This is a genomic window from Motilibacter peucedani, assembly GCF_003634695.1.
GTDB classification, from domain to species: Bacteria; Actinomycetota; Actinomycetes; order Motilibacterales; family Motilibacteraceae; genus Motilibacter; species Motilibacter peucedani.
The window spans coordinates 196,012-211,592 of the sequence record NZ_RBWV01000015.1 but is presented as its reverse complement, the minus strand read 5'-3'; the positions used below and the strand labels follow the sequence as shown (position 1 = coordinate 211,592).

16 protein-coding genes are annotated in these 15,581 nt (G+C 73.8%); 9 read left to right on the top strand and 7 right to left on the bottom strand.

The features are described from left to right. Positions 1-39: 39 nt before the first annotated feature. Positions 40-849 (bottom strand): SDR family NAD(P)-dependent oxidoreductase, encoded by an 810-nt coding sequence (locus tag CLV35_RS17560; RefSeq protein WP_121194792.1) that lies wholly within the window; start codon positions 847-849, stop codon positions 40-42. Positions 850-1,022: 173 nt separating this feature from the next. On the opposite strand from CLV35_RS17560, the gene CLV35_RS17555 reads away from it, so the two are divergent. From CLV35_RS17555 to nagB, 8 genes are all read left to right on the top strand, one after another. After that, entirely contained in the window at positions 1,023-2,174 is a 1,152-nt protein-coding gene (locus CLV35_RS17555; protein WP_121194791.1) for an ROK family transcriptional regulator, read from the top strand. A 122-nt stretch (positions 2,175-2,296) separates the two neighbouring features. Continuing rightward, positions 2,297-3,625, top strand: a complete 1,329-nt coding sequence (locus CLV35_RS17550; protein WP_121194790.1) for an extracellular solute-binding protein — start codon at positions 2,297-2,299, stop codon at positions 3,623-3,625. Positions 3,626-3,756: 131 nt separating this feature from the next. After that, positions 3,757-4,686: a carbohydrate ABC transporter permease gene (locus tag CLV35_RS17545; RefSeq protein WP_121194789.1), complete on the top strand. Its 930-nt coding sequence runs from the start codon at positions 3,757-3,759 to the stop codon at positions 4,684-4,686. Then, on the top strand, positions 4,683-5,603 hold the full coding sequence (locus tag CLV35_RS17540) for a carbohydrate ABC transporter permease (protein WP_231121991.1): 921 nt from the start codon (positions 4,683-4,685) through the stop codon (positions 5,601-5,603). Before CLV35_RS17545 ends, CLV35_RS17540 begins: the two co-directional genes overlap by 4 nt. Before the next feature lies 1 nt (position 5,604). Beyond that, complete coding sequence (locus tag CLV35_RS17535; protein ID WP_231121990.1) at positions 5,605-7,068, top strand: glycoside hydrolase family 3 N-terminal domain-containing protein; 1,464 nt, start codon at positions 5,605-5,607, stop codon at positions 7,066-7,068. Then, a complete protein-coding gene (locus CLV35_RS17530; RefSeq protein WP_121194788.1) occupies positions 7,065-8,027 on the top strand; it encodes an ROK family protein in 963 nt (320 codons plus the stop codon). The genes CLV35_RS17535 and CLV35_RS17530 overlap by 4 nt, the downstream gene beginning before the upstream one ends. After that, positions 8,024-9,118 carry an N-acetylglucosamine-6-phosphate deacetylase gene (gene nagA / locus CLV35_RS17525; protein WP_121194787.1) on the top strand — a complete coding sequence of 365 codons (1,095 nt, stop codon included), beginning with the start codon at positions 8,024-8,026 and terminating at the stop codon, positions 9,116-9,118. The genes CLV35_RS17530 and nagA overlap by 4 nt, the downstream gene beginning before the upstream one ends. Positions 9,119-9,137: 19 nt before the next feature. Further along, a complete protein-coding gene (nagB, locus tag CLV35_RS17520; protein ID WP_121194786.1) occupies positions 9,138-9,917 on the top strand; it encodes a glucosamine-6-phosphate deaminase in 780 nt (259 codons plus the stop codon). Here nagB and CLV35_RS17515 read toward each other — a convergent pair. From CLV35_RS17515 to CLV35_RS17505, 3 genes are read right to left on the bottom strand one after another with little or no spacing between them, the layout of a single operon-like run. Then, the gene (locus CLV35_RS17515) at positions 9,914-10,135 is read right to left on the bottom strand and encodes an SCO4848 family membrane protein (protein WP_121194785.1); all 222 of its coding nucleotides are present in this window, start codon (positions 10,133-10,135) and stop codon (positions 9,914-9,916) included. The genes nagB and CLV35_RS17515 overlap by 4 nt on opposite strands. A 19-nt stretch (positions 10,136-10,154) precedes the next feature. Then, positions 10,155-10,934, bottom strand: coding sequence for a hypothetical protein (locus CLV35_RS17510; RefSeq protein WP_121194784.1), 780 nt, complete (start codon positions 10,932-10,934; stop codon positions 10,155-10,157). Continuing rightward, positions 10,931-11,446: a SigE family RNA polymerase sigma factor gene (locus CLV35_RS17505; protein WP_121194783.1), complete on the bottom strand. Its 516-nt coding sequence runs from the start codon at positions 11,444-11,446 to the stop codon at positions 10,931-10,933. Before CLV35_RS17505 ends, CLV35_RS17510 begins: the two co-directional genes overlap by 4 nt. Before the next feature lie 84 nt (positions 11,447-11,530). Here CLV35_RS17505 and CLV35_RS17500 point away from each other — a divergent pair, with 84 nt between their 5' ends. Next, the gene (locus CLV35_RS17500) at positions 11,531-12,790 is read left to right on the top strand and encodes a D-alanyl-D-alanine carboxypeptidase family protein (protein WP_121194782.1); all 1,260 of its coding nucleotides are present in this window, start codon (positions 11,531-11,533) and stop codon (positions 12,788-12,790) included. On the opposite strand, the gene CLV35_RS17495 is transcribed toward CLV35_RS17500, so the two are convergent. From CLV35_RS17495 to trpS, 3 genes are read right to left on the bottom strand one after another with little or no spacing between them, the layout of a single operon-like run. Continuing rightward, positions 12,706-13,872, bottom strand: coding sequence for a YihY/virulence factor BrkB family protein (locus CLV35_RS17495; protein ID WP_121194781.1), 1,167 nt, complete (start codon positions 13,870-13,872; stop codon positions 12,706-12,708). The genes CLV35_RS17500 and CLV35_RS17495 overlap by 85 nt on opposite strands. Positions 13,873-13,875: 3 nt before the next feature. Further along, complete coding sequence (locus CLV35_RS17490) at positions 13,876-14,439, bottom strand: 2'-5' RNA ligase family protein (RefSeq protein ID WP_121194838.1); 564 nt, start codon at positions 14,437-14,439, stop codon at positions 13,876-13,878. Positions 14,440-14,450: 11 nt separating this feature from the next. Continuing rightward, on the bottom strand, positions 14,451-15,479 hold the full coding sequence (gene trpS, locus CLV35_RS17485) for a tryptophan--tRNA ligase (protein WP_121194780.1): 1,029 nt from the start codon (positions 15,477-15,479) through the stop codon (positions 14,451-14,453). Positions 15,480-15,581 lie beyond the last annotated feature (102 nt).

The window sequence follows — 15,581 nt, the reverse complement described above, 5'->3', positions numbered from 1 at the left end:
GCCCGCTAGCGGCGATGGGGCTCCACGACGTTGGGGGTGCTAGTCGTCCTTGGGCTCGGCCATCACGCGGTGCGCCGCGGCCTTGAGCTTGTCTGGCAGCACGTTGTTGGCCGCGCCCTGCACCTTGGTCTTGAGCGAGCCGGCGACGAGCTTGTCCTCGCCCTTCATCAGCGCCTTGAAGCCCTGTGCGGCGACCTGGGCCGGGTCGTCCTTCTTGCCCTCGCCGACCTTGGTGTCGTCCATGTCGGCCCGGTGGAAGAACTCGGTGTCGGTGGGCCCGGGCATCAGCGAGGTCAGCGTGACCTCGGTGTCCTCGAGCTCGTTCTGCAGCGCCTCGACGAAGCTCTGCACGAACGACTTCGACGCGTTGTAGACCGCCTGGAACGAGCCGGGCATCGTCGAGGCGATCGAAGAGGTGAACAGCACCCGGCCCTCGTTGCGGGCCACCATGTCCGTCAGGACCTTGTGCGCGAGGTGGACGGTGCCGCTGACGTTGAGGTCGATGACCTCGAGCTCGTCGGCCAGGACGTTGTCGAGGAACGCCCCGCCCTTCCCGATGCCGGCGTTCAGCGCGGCGGCCGCCAGCGGCCGGCCGCCTTCCTGCACGGCGGTCCAGAGCTGCTCGACGCCCTCGTAGGTCGAGAGGTCGGCCTGCACCGTGCGTACGCTGGCGCCCACCAGCTGCGCGGCGGCAGCTCCCAGCCCGCTGTCCTCGGCGCAGAGCACCAGGTCGAAGCCGTTCTCGGCGAACTGCTTGGCCAGCTCGAGCCCGATCCCGCTCGACGCGCCGGTCACCAGCGCGAGAGGCTTGCTCTCGGTCGTGGGGGTCTCTGTCGTGTTCTCAGTCATGCGTGGTGACCTACCCGTGGCCCGTCGTGTCCGAACTCGCGGCGCGCCGACCTGCGGGTCGGCGCGCGCCAGTTCGGACACAACGGGCGATGGCGGACGTGAGCGTTACGGGCAGGTAACGGTTGGCAGGACGGGTATTGACGGCGGTTAGTAAGGCAGGTCTACTAACAAACGTGTCGTCGCCCACCCGCCAAGTCGGCCCCCGCGCCGGTCGTGGCCTGCACCCGCGAGCCAAGGTGCTGCCCGAGGACGCCCGACGCCACAACCGCGCGCTGGTCCTCCAGACGCTGTTCGACAACGGCCCCTCGTCGCGGGCGGACCTCGCCCGCGAGACCGCCCTCACCCGCGTCACGGTCTCCGACCTCGTCGCCGAGCTGATGGCAGAGGACCTCGTCGAAGAGCTCGGGCTGCGCGAGGAGGCTCGGGTGGGCAAGCCCGCCACCCTCGTGGGACTGCGTGCCGACGCGGCTCACATCGTGTGCCTCGACCTCTCCGACGAGGACTGCATGAAGGGTGCGGTGCTCGACCTGTCGGGCACCGTGCTCGCCCGTGCCGCCCTGCCGGTCGAGGGCCGGGTCGGCGAGGACGCGGTCGGCACCGCGCTCGCGCTGTGCCGCACCCTGCTCGGCTCGGCCACCCGGCCGGTGCTGGGCGTCGGGGTCGGCAGCCCGGGCATCGTCTCCCCCGACGGTGTCGTGCTGCTGGCGCCGAACCTGCAGTGGACGGACCTCCCCCTGCGCGAACGGCTCTCCGAGGCGCTCTCGCTGCCCGTCCACGTCGCCAACGACGCCAACACCGCCGCGCTGGGCGAGCACACGTTCGGCGGCGCGGGTCGCGGCGGTCTGATGCTCGTACGCATCGGCCGCGGCGTCGGCGCCGGGCTCGTGCTCGACGGCGCACTGCTCGGGGGCCACCACCACGCTGCCGGCGAGATCGGCCACGTGACGGTGGAGGAGCGCGGCGTGGTGTGCGCGTGCGGCCGGCGCGGCTGCCTCGAGACCGTGGTCTCGGTGCCGGCGCTCCGGTCCGCGGTCGAGGGCGCCTCGGTCCGCGCCCGCGACGCCTCGCTCGCGAGCGCCGGGCGCCGGCTCGGGGCGGCACTGGCTCCCGTGGTCAGCGCCCTCGACCTGCGCGAGATCGTGCTGAGCGGGCCGGAGGGGCTGCTCAGCGGCACGCTGCACGACGCGGCGCTCGCGTCCGTGCGCAAGCGGACCATGCCCGTCGTCGGCAGTGATGTCGACCTGCGCATGGCCAAGCTCGGCGACGACGTCGTCCTCGCCGGTGCGGCCGTGCTCGTGCTCTCCGGCCAGCTCGGCGTCTCCTGAGCAGGCCACACCAGTCTTCTAGACACCATCTGGCACCACCCCTGCTCCAGCAGGGTTCGTCCTCACCACGCCCCACCCTGCCCACGTCCACGTCACGCGCCTCGTCCCCGGGAGGGAACCCCGTGAAGATCACCCGACTCCTCGCAGTGTCCACCGTCGCTGCACTCGCCCTGGCCGGGTGCGGCGGCTCCTCGTCGCCGTCGGAGCCTGCCAGCGACGGCGCAGCAGCCGCTCCCTCGAGCAGCGCGGGCGCCCAGACGGGCGGCGGTGACAAGGTGAAGGTCCGCCTGTGGCTCAACGGCACGGACACCCCGCAGCCGATCCGCGACTACCTCAAGACCACCTTCGAGAAGGAGAACCCCAACGCCGAGCTCGTCATCGAGCAGCAGGTGTGGGACGGCCTGGTCGACAAGCTGACCACGGCGCTGTCGGGCTCCGACTCCCCCGACGTGGTCGAGGTCGGCAACACGCAGGCGGTCGCCTTCACCTCGGCCGGCGCGTTCGAGGACATCACCGACAAGAAGGCAGAGCTCGGCGGTGACGACCTGCTCAAGGGCTTCGTCGACGCCGGCACCTACGACGGCAAGTTCTACGCGGCGCCCTACTACGCCGGCTCGCGGCTCGTGTTCTACCGCAAGGACCTGTTCAAGGCCGCCGGCATCTCGGGGACGCCGACAACCCTCGACGAGTACATCGCCGACGGGGCCAAGCTCAAGGCCGCCAGCAAGACCAAGGGCTTCTCGGGCCTGTGGTGGCCCGGCCAGGACTGGCGCAACGCGCTGCCCTTCATCTGGGCCACCGGCGGTGACGTGGCCACCGAGAAGGACGGCACGTGGACCGGCACCCTCGAGTCCCCCGAGTCGGTCAAGGGCCTGAAGATGGTGCAGAAGGCCATGACCGAGGACTCCGCCGCCGCCAAGGACGGCCAGGAGACCGACCCGCAGGTGCCCTACTGCGCCAACCAGGTCGGCATGCTCTCGGCCCCGGGCTGGGTGGCCGGCTCGATCCTCGCGCCCAAGGACAAGGGCGGCTGCCCTGACGCCAAGGCGAACCTCGGCGTCTTCGCCCTCCCCGGCCTGACCGCGGACAAGACCGCCCCTGTCTTCCTCGGCGGCTCCAACCTCGGCATCTCGGCCAAGTCGCAGCACAAGGACCTCGCCTACGCACTGCTCAAGGACATCCTGAGCGACGGCTACCAGTCGCAGATGGCCAAGGCCGGCCTGGTGCCCGCGAAGACCTCGCTCGTCAAGGACATGGGCACTGACGAGGTCGCCCAGGCCACCGCGAAGGCCGTGACCAACACCAAGCTCACCCCGGCCGCGCCGGGCTGGGCCAACGTCGAGGCCGACAAGATCATGGAGGACCTCTTCGTGAAGATCGCCGGCGGCGGTGACGTCGCCTCCCTGGCCAAGGCCGCGGACGCGAAGATCACGGATGCGCTGAACCGCTAGGACGAGGACCGGGTACGCCGCGGCGGCGCTCCGCCGCGGCGTACCCGTCGCTCATCGCACCGCCTGTCGCTGGACCACCCAGCGCCACCACGTGCCACTCGAACCGCCCCACGACCCCGAGGAGAGCGCTCATGGCCGCAGTCGCCCCTCTTGCACCTAGGCGACGGCGCACGACTGCAGGACAGGCGCTCGCGCCGTGGCTGCTGCTCGGCCCGGCACTCGCAGTCCTCCTGGTGCTGACCGGCTACCCGCTGGTCAAGCTGCTCATCACCTCGACGCAGAAGTACGGTCGGGCGCAGGTCTTCGGCAAGCCGCCGGAGTTCGTCGGGCTCGACAACTACAAGGCCGTGCTCACCGACCACCAGTTCTGGGTGGTCCTCGGACGCAGCTTCGCCTTCTGCGCGGTCAACGTCGTGCTCGCCGTCGGCATCGGCATGCTGGTCGCCCTCCTGCTCGTGCAGCTCGGCCGGGCCATGCGTCTGCTGGTGACGGTGGGCCTGCTGCTCGCTTGGGCGATGCCCGCGCTGACGGCCATCGTCATCTGGAGCTGGATGTTCGACTCGCAGTACGGCGTGGTCAACTACGTCCTCACGAGCATCGGCATCGACGAGACCGGCCACTCCTGGCTGCTGAACCCGCTCTCCTTCTTCGCCGTCGCCACCATCGTCATCACCTGGCAGTCGGTGCCCTTCGTCGCGTTCACCCTCTACGCGGGGCTCACTCAGGTGCCCGACGAGTGCCTCGAGGCAGCGCAGCTCGACGGCGCCGGGCCGGCCCAGCGCTTCCGCCACATCGTGCTGCCGTTCGTGCGGCCGGTGCTGCTCATCGTCACGGTCCTGCAGGTGATCTGGGACCTGCGGGTGTTCACGCAGATCTTCGCCCTGCAGGGCAGCGGCGGCGTGACCTCGCAGACCAGCACGATCGGCGTCTACATCTACCAGGTCGGCGTCGCCCAGGGCCGCTTCGACGTCGGCAGCGCGATCGCGGTCATCCTCGTGGTGGTCATGCTGCTCATCTCGGTCCTCTACGTCCGCCAGATCGTCCGCCAGGAGGAACTGTGAGCGTCACGAGCCCCTCGGTCGCCGGGACACCCGTCGTGGCGGCGAGCGGCGCCGGCACCGCCGTCCGCGCGCGCCGCCGCAGCGCCAGGCGTACGAGCGCCCGCGCCGCCATCAACCTCGCAGCCCTGGTGGTCTTCGTGGTCTCGGTGTTCCCGGTCTACTGGATGGTCAGCACCTCGCTGCTGCCCAACAACAAGATCCGCAGCGTCACGCCGACCTTCGCGCCCACCTCGCCGACGCTGCGCAACTTCCGCCACGTCCTCGACCCGAGCACCGACTTCGTGCCGGCCCTGCGCACCAGCCTGCTGGTGACCGTCCTGACGGTCGTCGTCGCACTGTTCCTCGCCCTGCTCGCCGCCGTCGCCCTGACGCGCTTCCGGTTCCGCAGCCGCCGGCTGATGGTGCTCGGGGTGCTGGTCATCCAGATGCTCCCGGCCGAGGCGATGATCATCACGATCTACCGGCTGCTGAACGGCTGGCAGCTGACCAACACCGTCATCGGCCTGGGCATGGTCTACGTCGCGACGGTGCTGCCCTTCACGATCTGGACGCTGCGCGGCTTCGTCGCCGGCGTCCCGGTCGAGCTCGAGGAGGCCGCCCGCATCGACGGGTGCAGCCGGGTCCGCGCGTTCTTCAGCGTGACGTTCCCGCTCATGGCGCCCGGCTTGATCGCGACCGGCGTGTTCGCCTTCATCCAGGCCTGGAACGAGTTCCTCACGGCGCTCGTCCTCATGAACCGCCCCGAGCACCGGACGCTGCCCGTCTGGCTGCGGACCTTCAAGCAGGTCCACTCCAGCACCGACTGGGGCGCGATCATGGCCGGCTCGACGCTGATGACCATCCCGGTCATTGTGTTCTTCCTGTTCGTGCAGGGCCGGATGACCACCGGGCTGGTGTCCGGTGCGGTGAAGGGCTGACGTGGCCGACGACCTCGAGCTGCGCCGGCTCGCCGCCCGCGTCGTCATGGGCGCCTTCGAGGGGCTCGAGCTGCCCGCGTGGACGGCGGACCTGCTCGCCGACGGGCTGGGCTCGCTGTGCCTGTTCGGCTCCAACGTCGAGTCGCCCGAGCAGCTGGCAGCGCTGACCGCGGCGATCCGTGCCGTCGCCCCCGACGTCCTGCTCGCCACCGACGAGGAGGGCGGCGACGTCACCCGGCTGCACATGCGCACCGGCAACCCGCACCCCGGCAACGCCGCCCTCGGCTCGGCCGACGACGTGGACCTCACGTCGGCGGTCGCCACCGCGATCGGCGCGGAGCTGCGCGCCGCCGGCATCGACCTCGACCTCGCCCCGGTCGTCGACGTCAACAGCAACCCGCACAACCCCGTGATCGGCGTGCGCAGCTTCGGTGCCGACGCCGCGCTGGTGGCGAGGCACAGCGCTGCGTACGTGTCCGGCCTCCAGGCCGCGGGCGTGGCCGCGTGCGTCAAGCACTGGCCCGGGCACGGCGACACGGCCCTCGACTCGCACCTCGCGATGCCGACGGTCGACGCGCCGCTCGAGGTGCTGCGGGCGCGCGAGCTGGTGCCCTTCGCCGCCGCGGTCGAGGCGGGCACCCTGGCGGTGATGACCTCGCACGTCCTGCTGCCCGCCATCGACCCGGACGCCCCCGCGACGCTGAGCCCGGCCGTCGTGCGCCTGCTGCGCGAGGACCTCGGCTTCGACGGCCTGCTCGTCAGCGACGCGCTCGACATGAAGGGCGCGAGCGGGGGGCGCGGCGAGCCGGCGGCTGCGGTGCTGGCCGTGGCAGCGGGCTGCGACCTGCTCTGCCTCGGCGCCGACAAGGAGCTCGGCGTGCACGAGGCGGTCATCGGCGCGCTGGTCGCCGCGGTGCAGGACGGCACGCTGCCCGAGGCGCGCCTGCGCGAGGCCGCGGGCCGGGTGTCGGCGCTCTCGGCGCGCCTCCGCGCGGGAGCCGGCGAGCCCGTCCCCCACCCCGACCCCGAGGTCGACACCAAGGCCGCCCGCCGCGGCGTACGCGTCACCGGCTCCTTCCCGCCGGTGCAGGGCGCCGTCGTGCTCCGCTTCGTGACCGGCACCAACATCGCCGTCGGCGAGGTGCCCTGGGGCCTGCCGGCCGACGCCGACGCGCTCCGCGGGGGCGCGCAGGTCGACGTCGCGGAGACCGACGCGGTCGAGCCGCTGCTCCCGCGCGCCGAGGGTGCGCCGCTGGTCGCGCTCGTGCGCGAGCCGCACCGCCGCCCGTGGGTGGAGCGGGCGCTGCACGCGCTGGCCGCGGCCCGTCCGGACCTCGTGGTGGTCGAGCTGGGGTGGCCCGGTCCCGAGCCGCTGCCCGGGGCGGCGGTGGTCCACAGCTACGGTGCCTCGCTGAGCAACGCCGCGGCCGTCGCGGCGGTCCTCGCCGAAGGAGTGGCCGGATGACCCTGCTGGCAGGGATCGACATCGGGGGGTCGAAGGTCCTCGCCGTGGCGCTCGACGAGGCGGGCACCGTCGTCGCGCAGACCCGGCTCGCCAGCAGCGGCGGACCCGCCGGCGTGGTCGCCACGGCCATCGAGGCGGTGCGCGCGCTCGGAGCCCGGCCAGGAGTGGAGCTCTCGGAGTTCAGGGCCGTCGGCGTGGGCGTGCCGGGGCTGGTCGAGCCGCGCTCGGGCGCGGTCTCCCACGCGGTCAACCTCGGACTGGTGGGCACCGTCGACCTCGGCGCCATGCTCGGGCGCCACCTCGGCCTGCCCGTGGTCGTCGAGAACGACGTCAACGCCGCCGCCCTGGGCGCCGCCCGCGTGCTCGACCTCGACGGCCGCGACCTGGCCTACCTCAGCATCGGCACCGGACTGGCTGCCGGCCTGGTCATCGGCGGGCGCCTGCGCCGAGGTGCCCGTGGCGCGGCCGGCGAGATCGGCCACATCCCCGTCGACCCCGACGGCCCCGTCTGCGCGTGCGGCCAGCGCGGCTGCCTCGAGACGCTGGCCTCCGGCTCGGCGCTGTCGTCGGCGTGGGCGGCGCGCGACGGGCTCTCCCCCGCCGAGTCGCTGTTCGCCGCCGCCACCGCCGGCGACCCTGCCGCCGTCGCCGCCCGCGACCGGTTCACCGACTCGCTGGCCGCCGCCGTGCGGCTGCTCGTGCTGACCTGCGACGTCGAGACGGTGGTGCTCGGCGGTGGCGTCACCGACGTGGGCAGCGCGCTGCTCGAGTCCGTGCGCGACGCCCTCGCCCGCCAGTCGGCGGACTCGCCGTTCCTCGCCTCGCTCGAGCTGCCGCAGCGCGTGGCGATGGTCGCACCCGGCTCCGCGGTGGCGGCGGTCGGCGCGGCGCTCGCCGGCCGCGAGGTCCTCACCGCACCCGGGCCGCGCAGCCCGATCGGCGAGCCGGTGGTCCCGTGACGCGGCTCGGCGCGGGCTCGGCGTTCGTCGACGGCAGCCTGCTGCCGGGCGACGTCGAGGTCGAGGACGGCCGGGTCGCCGCCGTGGGGCTGTCGCCGGCGGGCAGCGGGATCGCGGCGCCGGGTCTCGTCGACCTGCAGCTCAACGGCTACGCCGGCACCGACCTGCTCACCGCCGGTCCCGAGCAGTGGGCCGAGGTCGGGCGCGCGCTCGCGCGCGACGGCGTCACCGCGTACGTCGCCAACCTGATCACCTCGCCGGAGCCCGTCACGACCGCCGCGCTGCGGACCGCGGCCGCCGTCGCGGACGACCCCGGCGGCGCGCGGCTGCTGGGCGCCCACCTCGAGGGCCCGTTCCTCTCGCCCGAGCGCGCGGGCACCCACCCGCCGGCCGACCTGCGCGAGCCCGACGTGGCCCTGCTCGACCGGCTGCGCGCGGCCGGGCCCGTCGTCGGCATCACCGTCGCACCCGAGCTGCCGGGCGGGCTCGAGCTCGTGCGCGCCCTGGTCGAGCGCGGCGTCCTCGTCGCGCTCGGCCACACCCAGACCGACGCCGAGACCGCGCACGCCGCCTTCGACGCCGGTGCCCGCACGGTGACGCACGTGTTCAACGCGATGAGTGCCCCGACCTCGCGAGCCGCGGGGCTCGCGGGCGTCGCCCTGACCCGCGGCGACGTCGCGGTGCAGCTGATCTGCGACGGCGTGCACCTCAGCGACGACGTCTCGCGCCTGGTCGTCCGCGCCGCCGCCGACCGGATCGTGCTGGTGACCGACGCACTGTCGGCGACCGGCGCGCCCGACGGCGACTACGCGCTCGGCAGCGTCACCGTGCACTACCGCGGCGGCAGGGCGCGCAACAGCGCCGGCGGCCTGGCGGGCAGCGTCCTCACGATGCACGAGGCGCTGCGCAACGTCGTCGACGCCGGAGCGCGGCTCGAGGACGCGCTGGCAGCCGCGACCCTGCGGCCGGCGGCCCTGCTGCGCCGCGACGACCTCGGGCGTCTGCGCCCCGGCGACCCGGCCGACCTCGTGGTGCTCGACGACTCGCTCGCGCTGGTCCGGACCTACCGGGCCGGCGTGCCCACCACCTAGAAGGAGACCGCACCCCCGCATGGAGATCGTGATCGTCCCTGCCGAGCGCATCGGCGACCTGGCGGCCGGAGCCGTCGTTGCCCTGCTGGCCCGCAAGCCCGACGCCGTGCTCGGCCTGGCCACCGGCTCGAGCCCGCTCTCCACCTACGCGGCCCTCGCCGAGCGCCACCGCCGCGGCGAGGTCAGCTTCGCCCGCGCCCGCGGCTTCCTGCTCGACGAGTACGTCGGCCTGGCCGCCGGGCACCCCGAGCGCTACCGCGAGGTCGTGCGCCGAGAGCTCGAGGACTCCGTCGACTTCGCCGCCGACGCGGTGCAGGGGCCCGACGGGCTCGCCACGGACGTACCCGCCGCGTGCGCCGACTACGAGGCGCGCATCGCCGCCGAGGGCGGCGTCGACCTCCAGCTGCTCGGGATCGGCACCGACGGCCACATCGGCTTCAACGAGCCGGGCTCGTCGCTCGCGTCACGCACCCGCATCAAGACCCTGACCCCGCAGACCCGCGCCGACAACGCGCGCTTCTTCGCGAGCCCCGACGAGGTGCCCCACCACGTGCTGACGCAGGGACTCGGCACCATCCGCGAGGCGCGGCACCTGGTGCTGGTCGCGACCGGCGCGGCGAAGGCCGAGGCCGTGCACGCCATGGCCGAGGGGCCGGTCAGCGCGTTCTGCCCCGCGTCGGTGCTGCAGCTGCACCCGCACGCGACCGTGCTCGTCGACGAGGCGGCGGCCGGCCGGCTGGTGCTCGCCGACTACTACAGGCACACCTACGCCGGCAAGCCGGAGTGGCAGGGCCTCTAGCGCGGGGCGCGGATCCCGCGCAGCCCGACCCAGCCGACGGCCGTGCCGATCGTCAGCGACACCGAGATCAGCACGGCGTGGACGACGAAGAACTTCGTGGCGCCGTTGTTCCACGACCGGTCGTCGGCCCAGATCGCCTTGAGGAACCGGGGCCAGATCAGCCAGTTCCAGAGGCCGGCGACGAGCAGCGCCCACGAGGCGCGACGGGAGAGGACCACGCGGGCGATCGTACGTCGCTCAGCCCAGCGCCCCGGACGCCTCCACCGCGAGCTCGACGACCGCGGGCGAGAGGCCGAGCTCCGACCACGTCGGGCCGAGGACCTTCGCGCCCCCGACCTCGACCAGGTTGGTGACGTGCACGAGCAGCAGCCGTCCGTCGGCGGCCGTGGCGGCGAACTGCAGGTCGGCGCGCGAGCCCTGACCGGGGTAGGCGCGGCTCCAGGCCCCACGACCGCGGCCGGAGAGCTCGACGGTGCACGTCCTGCCGTCGGCAGCGGTGCAGGAGCCGGCCAGCACGGCGAGCGAGTTCTCCGCGTCGTAGGACGAGGCGACCTCGACCCGACCGCGGCGGGTCGTCAGGACCACCACCGCCTCGTCGATCGACGGGTCGAACGCGATCCGTCCTGCCGCCGAGGCCTGCACCGACCCCTCGAGCTGCTCGAGCACGTGGGTGAGCCGGGCGGCGTCCGTGCTGCCGGACGGGGCCGACGGGTCGGGCGCCGGCCCCTCGGCCACGGGCGCCTCGGTCACGGGTGCCGGGGCGGCCGGCACCCCGACCGGTACGTCTGCGGCCCGGTCCGGTGCGACGGTGACCGCCAGCGCGACCGCGCCGGCGACGGCGGCCGCCGTGCAGCACGTGGCCGCGGCCCGCACGCGCAGCCGGCGCAGGCGACCACCGCGCACAGCGGCGTCGAGGGCGTCGGGCCAGGGGCGGTCGAAGGGCGGCTCGGCCGCGAGCACCCGCTCGAAGGCGGCCTGCAGCTCCGGGTCGAGGGCGTCGGGCTCTGTCGTGGTCATCGCGTCTCCTCGTACGACGGGGTGCGCAGCGTCCGGCGCAGGGAGTCGAGACCCCGGGCGGCCTGGCTCTTCACGGTGCCCTCCGACAGGCCGAGCGCGTCGGCCACGGAGGCGACCGACATGTCCTCCCAGTAGCGCAGGACCACGACGGCGCGCTGCGACGGCCCGAGCCGGGCGAGCGCGACGAGCAGTGCGTCGCGCTCCTCGAGGCCGGCCGTGGCGTCGGCCGCGGCGGCGTCGTGCCGCTCGGGCACCAGGGCCACCACCCGCTCACGGCGCCAGGGGCGGCGGGCACCGGCCCGGAAGGCGTTGACGAGCGTCGCCCGGGCGTAGGCGTCCGGCGCCCCCGACGCCGACGCGCGGTGCCACACCGCGTAGACGCGCAGCAGCGCGTCCTGGGCGAGGTCCTCCGCGAGGTGCCAGTCGCCGCTGAGCAGGAACGCCGTACGCCGCAGCCGGGGCCGCGCCGTCGCCGCCCAGCGGGCGAAGTCCGGGTCGGGACGTGGGGTCACGACTCCTCCATGCCTCCCAGCCTCCTCCAGGTTGCACGGGCGCGTCTCCCGCGCCGGTGGCGGCGCCGCGGCTAGCCTGGCGGCGTGCCAGCACCGACGCTCCGCCGCCTGCTGGGCGCTGCGCTGGGCGCGGGCTGCCTCGCGCTCGCGCTGCCGGGCGTGGCCTGTGCGGCGCCGCCGGTCGGGGGTGAGCTGCTCGCCTCGCAGGTGCCCGTCTCCGGCGCGGGTGCCGCCGCACCGCCGGCCGTGGCCGCCACCTCCTACGTCGTGGCCGACGCCGACACCGGCGCCGTCCTCGCCGCCAAGGCGGCCCACCGCCACCTGCGACCCGCGAGCACGCTCAAGACGCTCGCCGCCATCACGCTGCAGCCCCGCATCCCGGCCAAGGCGGTCTACACCGCCAGCGAGGTCGACGAGCGCATCGAGGGCAGCAAGGCCGGCATGGTCAAGGGCGGCACCTACACCGCCGAGCAGCTGTTCCTCGCGATGTTCCTGCGCAGCGGCAACGACGCGACCCACGGCCTGGCGATGCTCGGCGGCGGCGTGCCCGCCACCGTCGCCGCCATGAACGCCGAGGCCCGGCGGCTGCAGGCGCTCGACACCCACGCCGTCACGCCCGAGGGGCTCGACGAGGACGGCCAGCTCAGCTCGGCCTACGACCTGGCGCTGATCGCCCGGGTCGCGGTGGCCAACCCGACGCTGGTGTCCTACGCCACCACGATGCACGCCCGCTTCCCGGGCAAGGTGCCGGCCCGCGGCCCGCGGCCGGGCTTCCAGCTGTGGTCGGAGCAGAAGTTCGTCGTGCGCTACCCCGGAGCGATCGGGCTGAAGAACGGCTACACCACGCTCGCGCGCAACACCCTCGTCACGGCCGCCCGGCGGGGCGGGCACACCGTCATCGTGACGCTCATGGACACCGGCGCCGGCGCCTGGAAGGAGGCCGCCGCGCTCTCGGACTGGTACTTCGCGGGCGGGCGCTCCGCAGCTCCGGTCGGCCAGCTCGTCGCGCCGCTCGGCACGCCCGGCGCCGACCAGCCGGCCGTCGCCGACGCCCTTACCGCGCCGGGAGGCACCGTCGCCGGAGCGGCCGTCGCGCCGCGCACCGCTGCCTCGGCCGCCCAGGCCCAGCCCGAGGCCGCGCTGCTCGGGTCGTGGCGACGGACGGCGGCCGAGGGGCTCGCGGCGCTCGCCGGTCTCGTCGTGCTGCTGCGCGTGCGGGTGCTCGTACGCGCGCGGCTGCGTCGCGCGCGCCGGCGCCGTCAGCGCGAGGTCGTCCGGCTCCCGGCCGCGCGGCCCCTGCCTCCGCGCAGCGCCACGAGGGACAGCACGCCCAGCAGGGCGTAGCCGCGCCCCCGGGCGGCAGCGACCCGCGCGTCCCGCTGACGGCGTACGGCCCTCTCGGCCGCTGCCCGCCGCTCGGCCTGCACGCGCAACTGGGCGGTGTGGGCGGCCGGCAGCGCCTTGCCCGACACCGCCTTCGCCTCCTCGTTGTCGAGCACGTCGGCGTTGGCGACCGTCTCGGCCTCGATCGTCGACTGGGGGCCGGTGACCGCCCACGACGCGGCGTAGAGCACCGCGCGGCAGATGAAGTTGATCCACACCAGCATGCCGATGATGATCGCGAAGGTGCCGTAGAGCGCGTTGCCGGTCGTCTTGCCGATCAGGTAGGTGCCGAACAGCTTGAGCACCTCGACGGCGAACCCGCCGAGGACGGCGCCGTGCACGGTGTTCACCCGCGGCAGCCGGTGGCCGGGCAGCCGGGTGAACACGAACATCAGCACGAGCACGTCGCCGGTCAGCGCCACGACGAAGGCCAGCACCCTGAGCCCGAGCTTCGCCGGGGTGTTGTCCTCCTGGCCGAACCAGCCCAGCACCTCGGTCGTGTAGGACGTCGCGAAGCTCGAGAGCACGGTCGACACCAGCACCAGCCCGCCCATGACGGCGAGCACCACGATGTCGGTGACCTTCTTGACGACGACGTTGCCGCCACCCGGGCTCAGGCCCCACACCTGGCGCAGGGCCTCTCGCAGCGCGTCGAGCCAGCCGAGGCCGGCGAACACCAGGCCGACCAGGCCGATGATCCCGGTGCCCGCCTTGGCGCTGATGATGTCGTCGATGTTGATCTGGCTGGCGTTGCACGCCTTCCCGGTGCAGAGCAGGCCCGGGAACGTCGAGTTGAGCGAGTCGACCAGCTGGTCCTTGGCGTCGGGGTAGGCGACCGCCACGAACCCGACGACGGAGAACGCCACGGCGACGAGCGGGAAGAACGACAGGAAGCCGAAGTAGGTCACCGCGCCGGCGAGCGCCCCGCCGCGCACCTTGCCGTAGTGGGCGTTCATCCGGAGGGCGTGGTCGAGGACGGGTACGCGGCTGCGCACGTCGGTGACGGTCGCCTTGGCCTTGCTCACGATGGCGGGCATGGCCATCGACTACCCCTCCGAGGCGTCTCCCGCACCCTCGGGCAGGTCGGGACCCGGGAGCCGGCGGCCGAGGACGTAGTCGCGCTGCGGGCGCCAGACGGCGTCCGGCCCGTGCTCGAACAGGCTGAAGCCCCACACCGGGAAGCGTGCTTCGTAGCCGGCCAGCTCGTCGTAGGCGCGGTCGAGCGCGTCGGCGGGCAGGTCGTGCGCGACGGTGACGTGGGGGTGGAACGGGAAGGTCAGCTCGCGGTGCAGGGGGCCGCTGCGTACGCACGCCTCGAGCCGCTCGAGGTCGCCGATGCCGCGCGCGAGCTGCACGAAGACCACCGGCGAGACCGGCCGGAAGGTGCCGGTCCCGCGCAGGTGCAGGTCGAAGGGCGTCTGGTGCTCGGCGACGCCGAGCAGGTGCTCCTCGATCTCGACCAGCGCCTCGTCGCTCACCGTCGTCGGCGGCAGCAGCGTGACGTGCGTCGGGATCGCGTCGGCGAGCGGGTCGCCGTAGGCCCGGCGGCGCGCCTGCAGCTCCCCGCCCCACGGCTCGGGGATCGCGATGGCGACGCCGATGGTGCGCAGCGCGACCGCCCTCAGCGCTTCGCCGGGAGGAAGCCGACCCGGTCGTAGGCCGCCGCGAGGGTCTCGTTGGCGACCGCGCGCGCCCGCTCCGCCCCGCGCGCGAGAACCGTGTCGAGGCCCTCGACGTCGTCGACCACGCCCTGCACGCGGTCGCGGTAGGGCGTCGCGAACTCGACGAAGACGTCGGCGAGGTCCTTCTTGAGGTCGCCGTAGCCCTTGCCGGCGTAGTCGTCCTCGACCTGCTCGACCGAGCGGCCGGTGAGGGCCGACAGGATCGTCATCAGGTTGCTGACGCCGGGCTTCTCGGCGCGGTCGAAGCGCACCTCGCGGCCGGTGTCGGTCACCGCGCTGCGGATCTTCTTGGCGTTGGCCTTCGGGTCGTCGAGCAGGTAGAGGCAGCCGTTGCCGCCGATGCTCTTGCTCATCTGCTTGTCGGGCTGCTGCAGGTCGTAGATCTTCGCCGTCGAGCGCATGATGTAGGGCTCGGGCACGACGAAGGTCTGCCCGAAGCGGGTGTTGAAGCGCTGGGCGAGGTTGCGGGTCAGCTCGAGGTGCTGGCGCTGGTCCTCGCCGACCGGCACCTGGTCGGTCTGGTAGAGCAGGATGTCGGCGGCCATCAGCATCGGGTAGGTGAACAGCCCGACGCCGACCCGGTCGTCGCCGATGCGCGCCGACTTGTCCTTGAACTGGGTCATGCGGCTGGCCTCGCCGAAGCCGGTGAGGCACGACAGGACCCACGACAGCTCGGCGTGGGCGGCGACGTGGCTCTGCACCAGCAGCGTGCTGCGCTCGGGGTCGACGCCGCCGGCGAGGTACTGCGCAGCGGTCACGCGGGTGCGCCGGCGCAGCACCTCCGGCTCGAAGTCGGCCGTGATCGAGTGCAGGTCGACGACGCAGTAGAACGCGTCGGCGGTGTCCTGCAGGGCCACCCACTGGGTGAGCGCGCCGAGGTAGTTGCCCAGGTGGAGCGAGTCAGCGGTGGGCTGCATGCCCGAGAACACCCGGGGCCGGGAGCCCTGGGCAGGGGTGGGCGTCGCCATGCGGCCATTCTTGCACCCGCCGGCGGCCCCGGGCCGACGAGGCTCAGCCCGCCAGGCGCCCCGTGACGGCCAGGCCGGCGAGCACCGCCACGACCGCCAGCT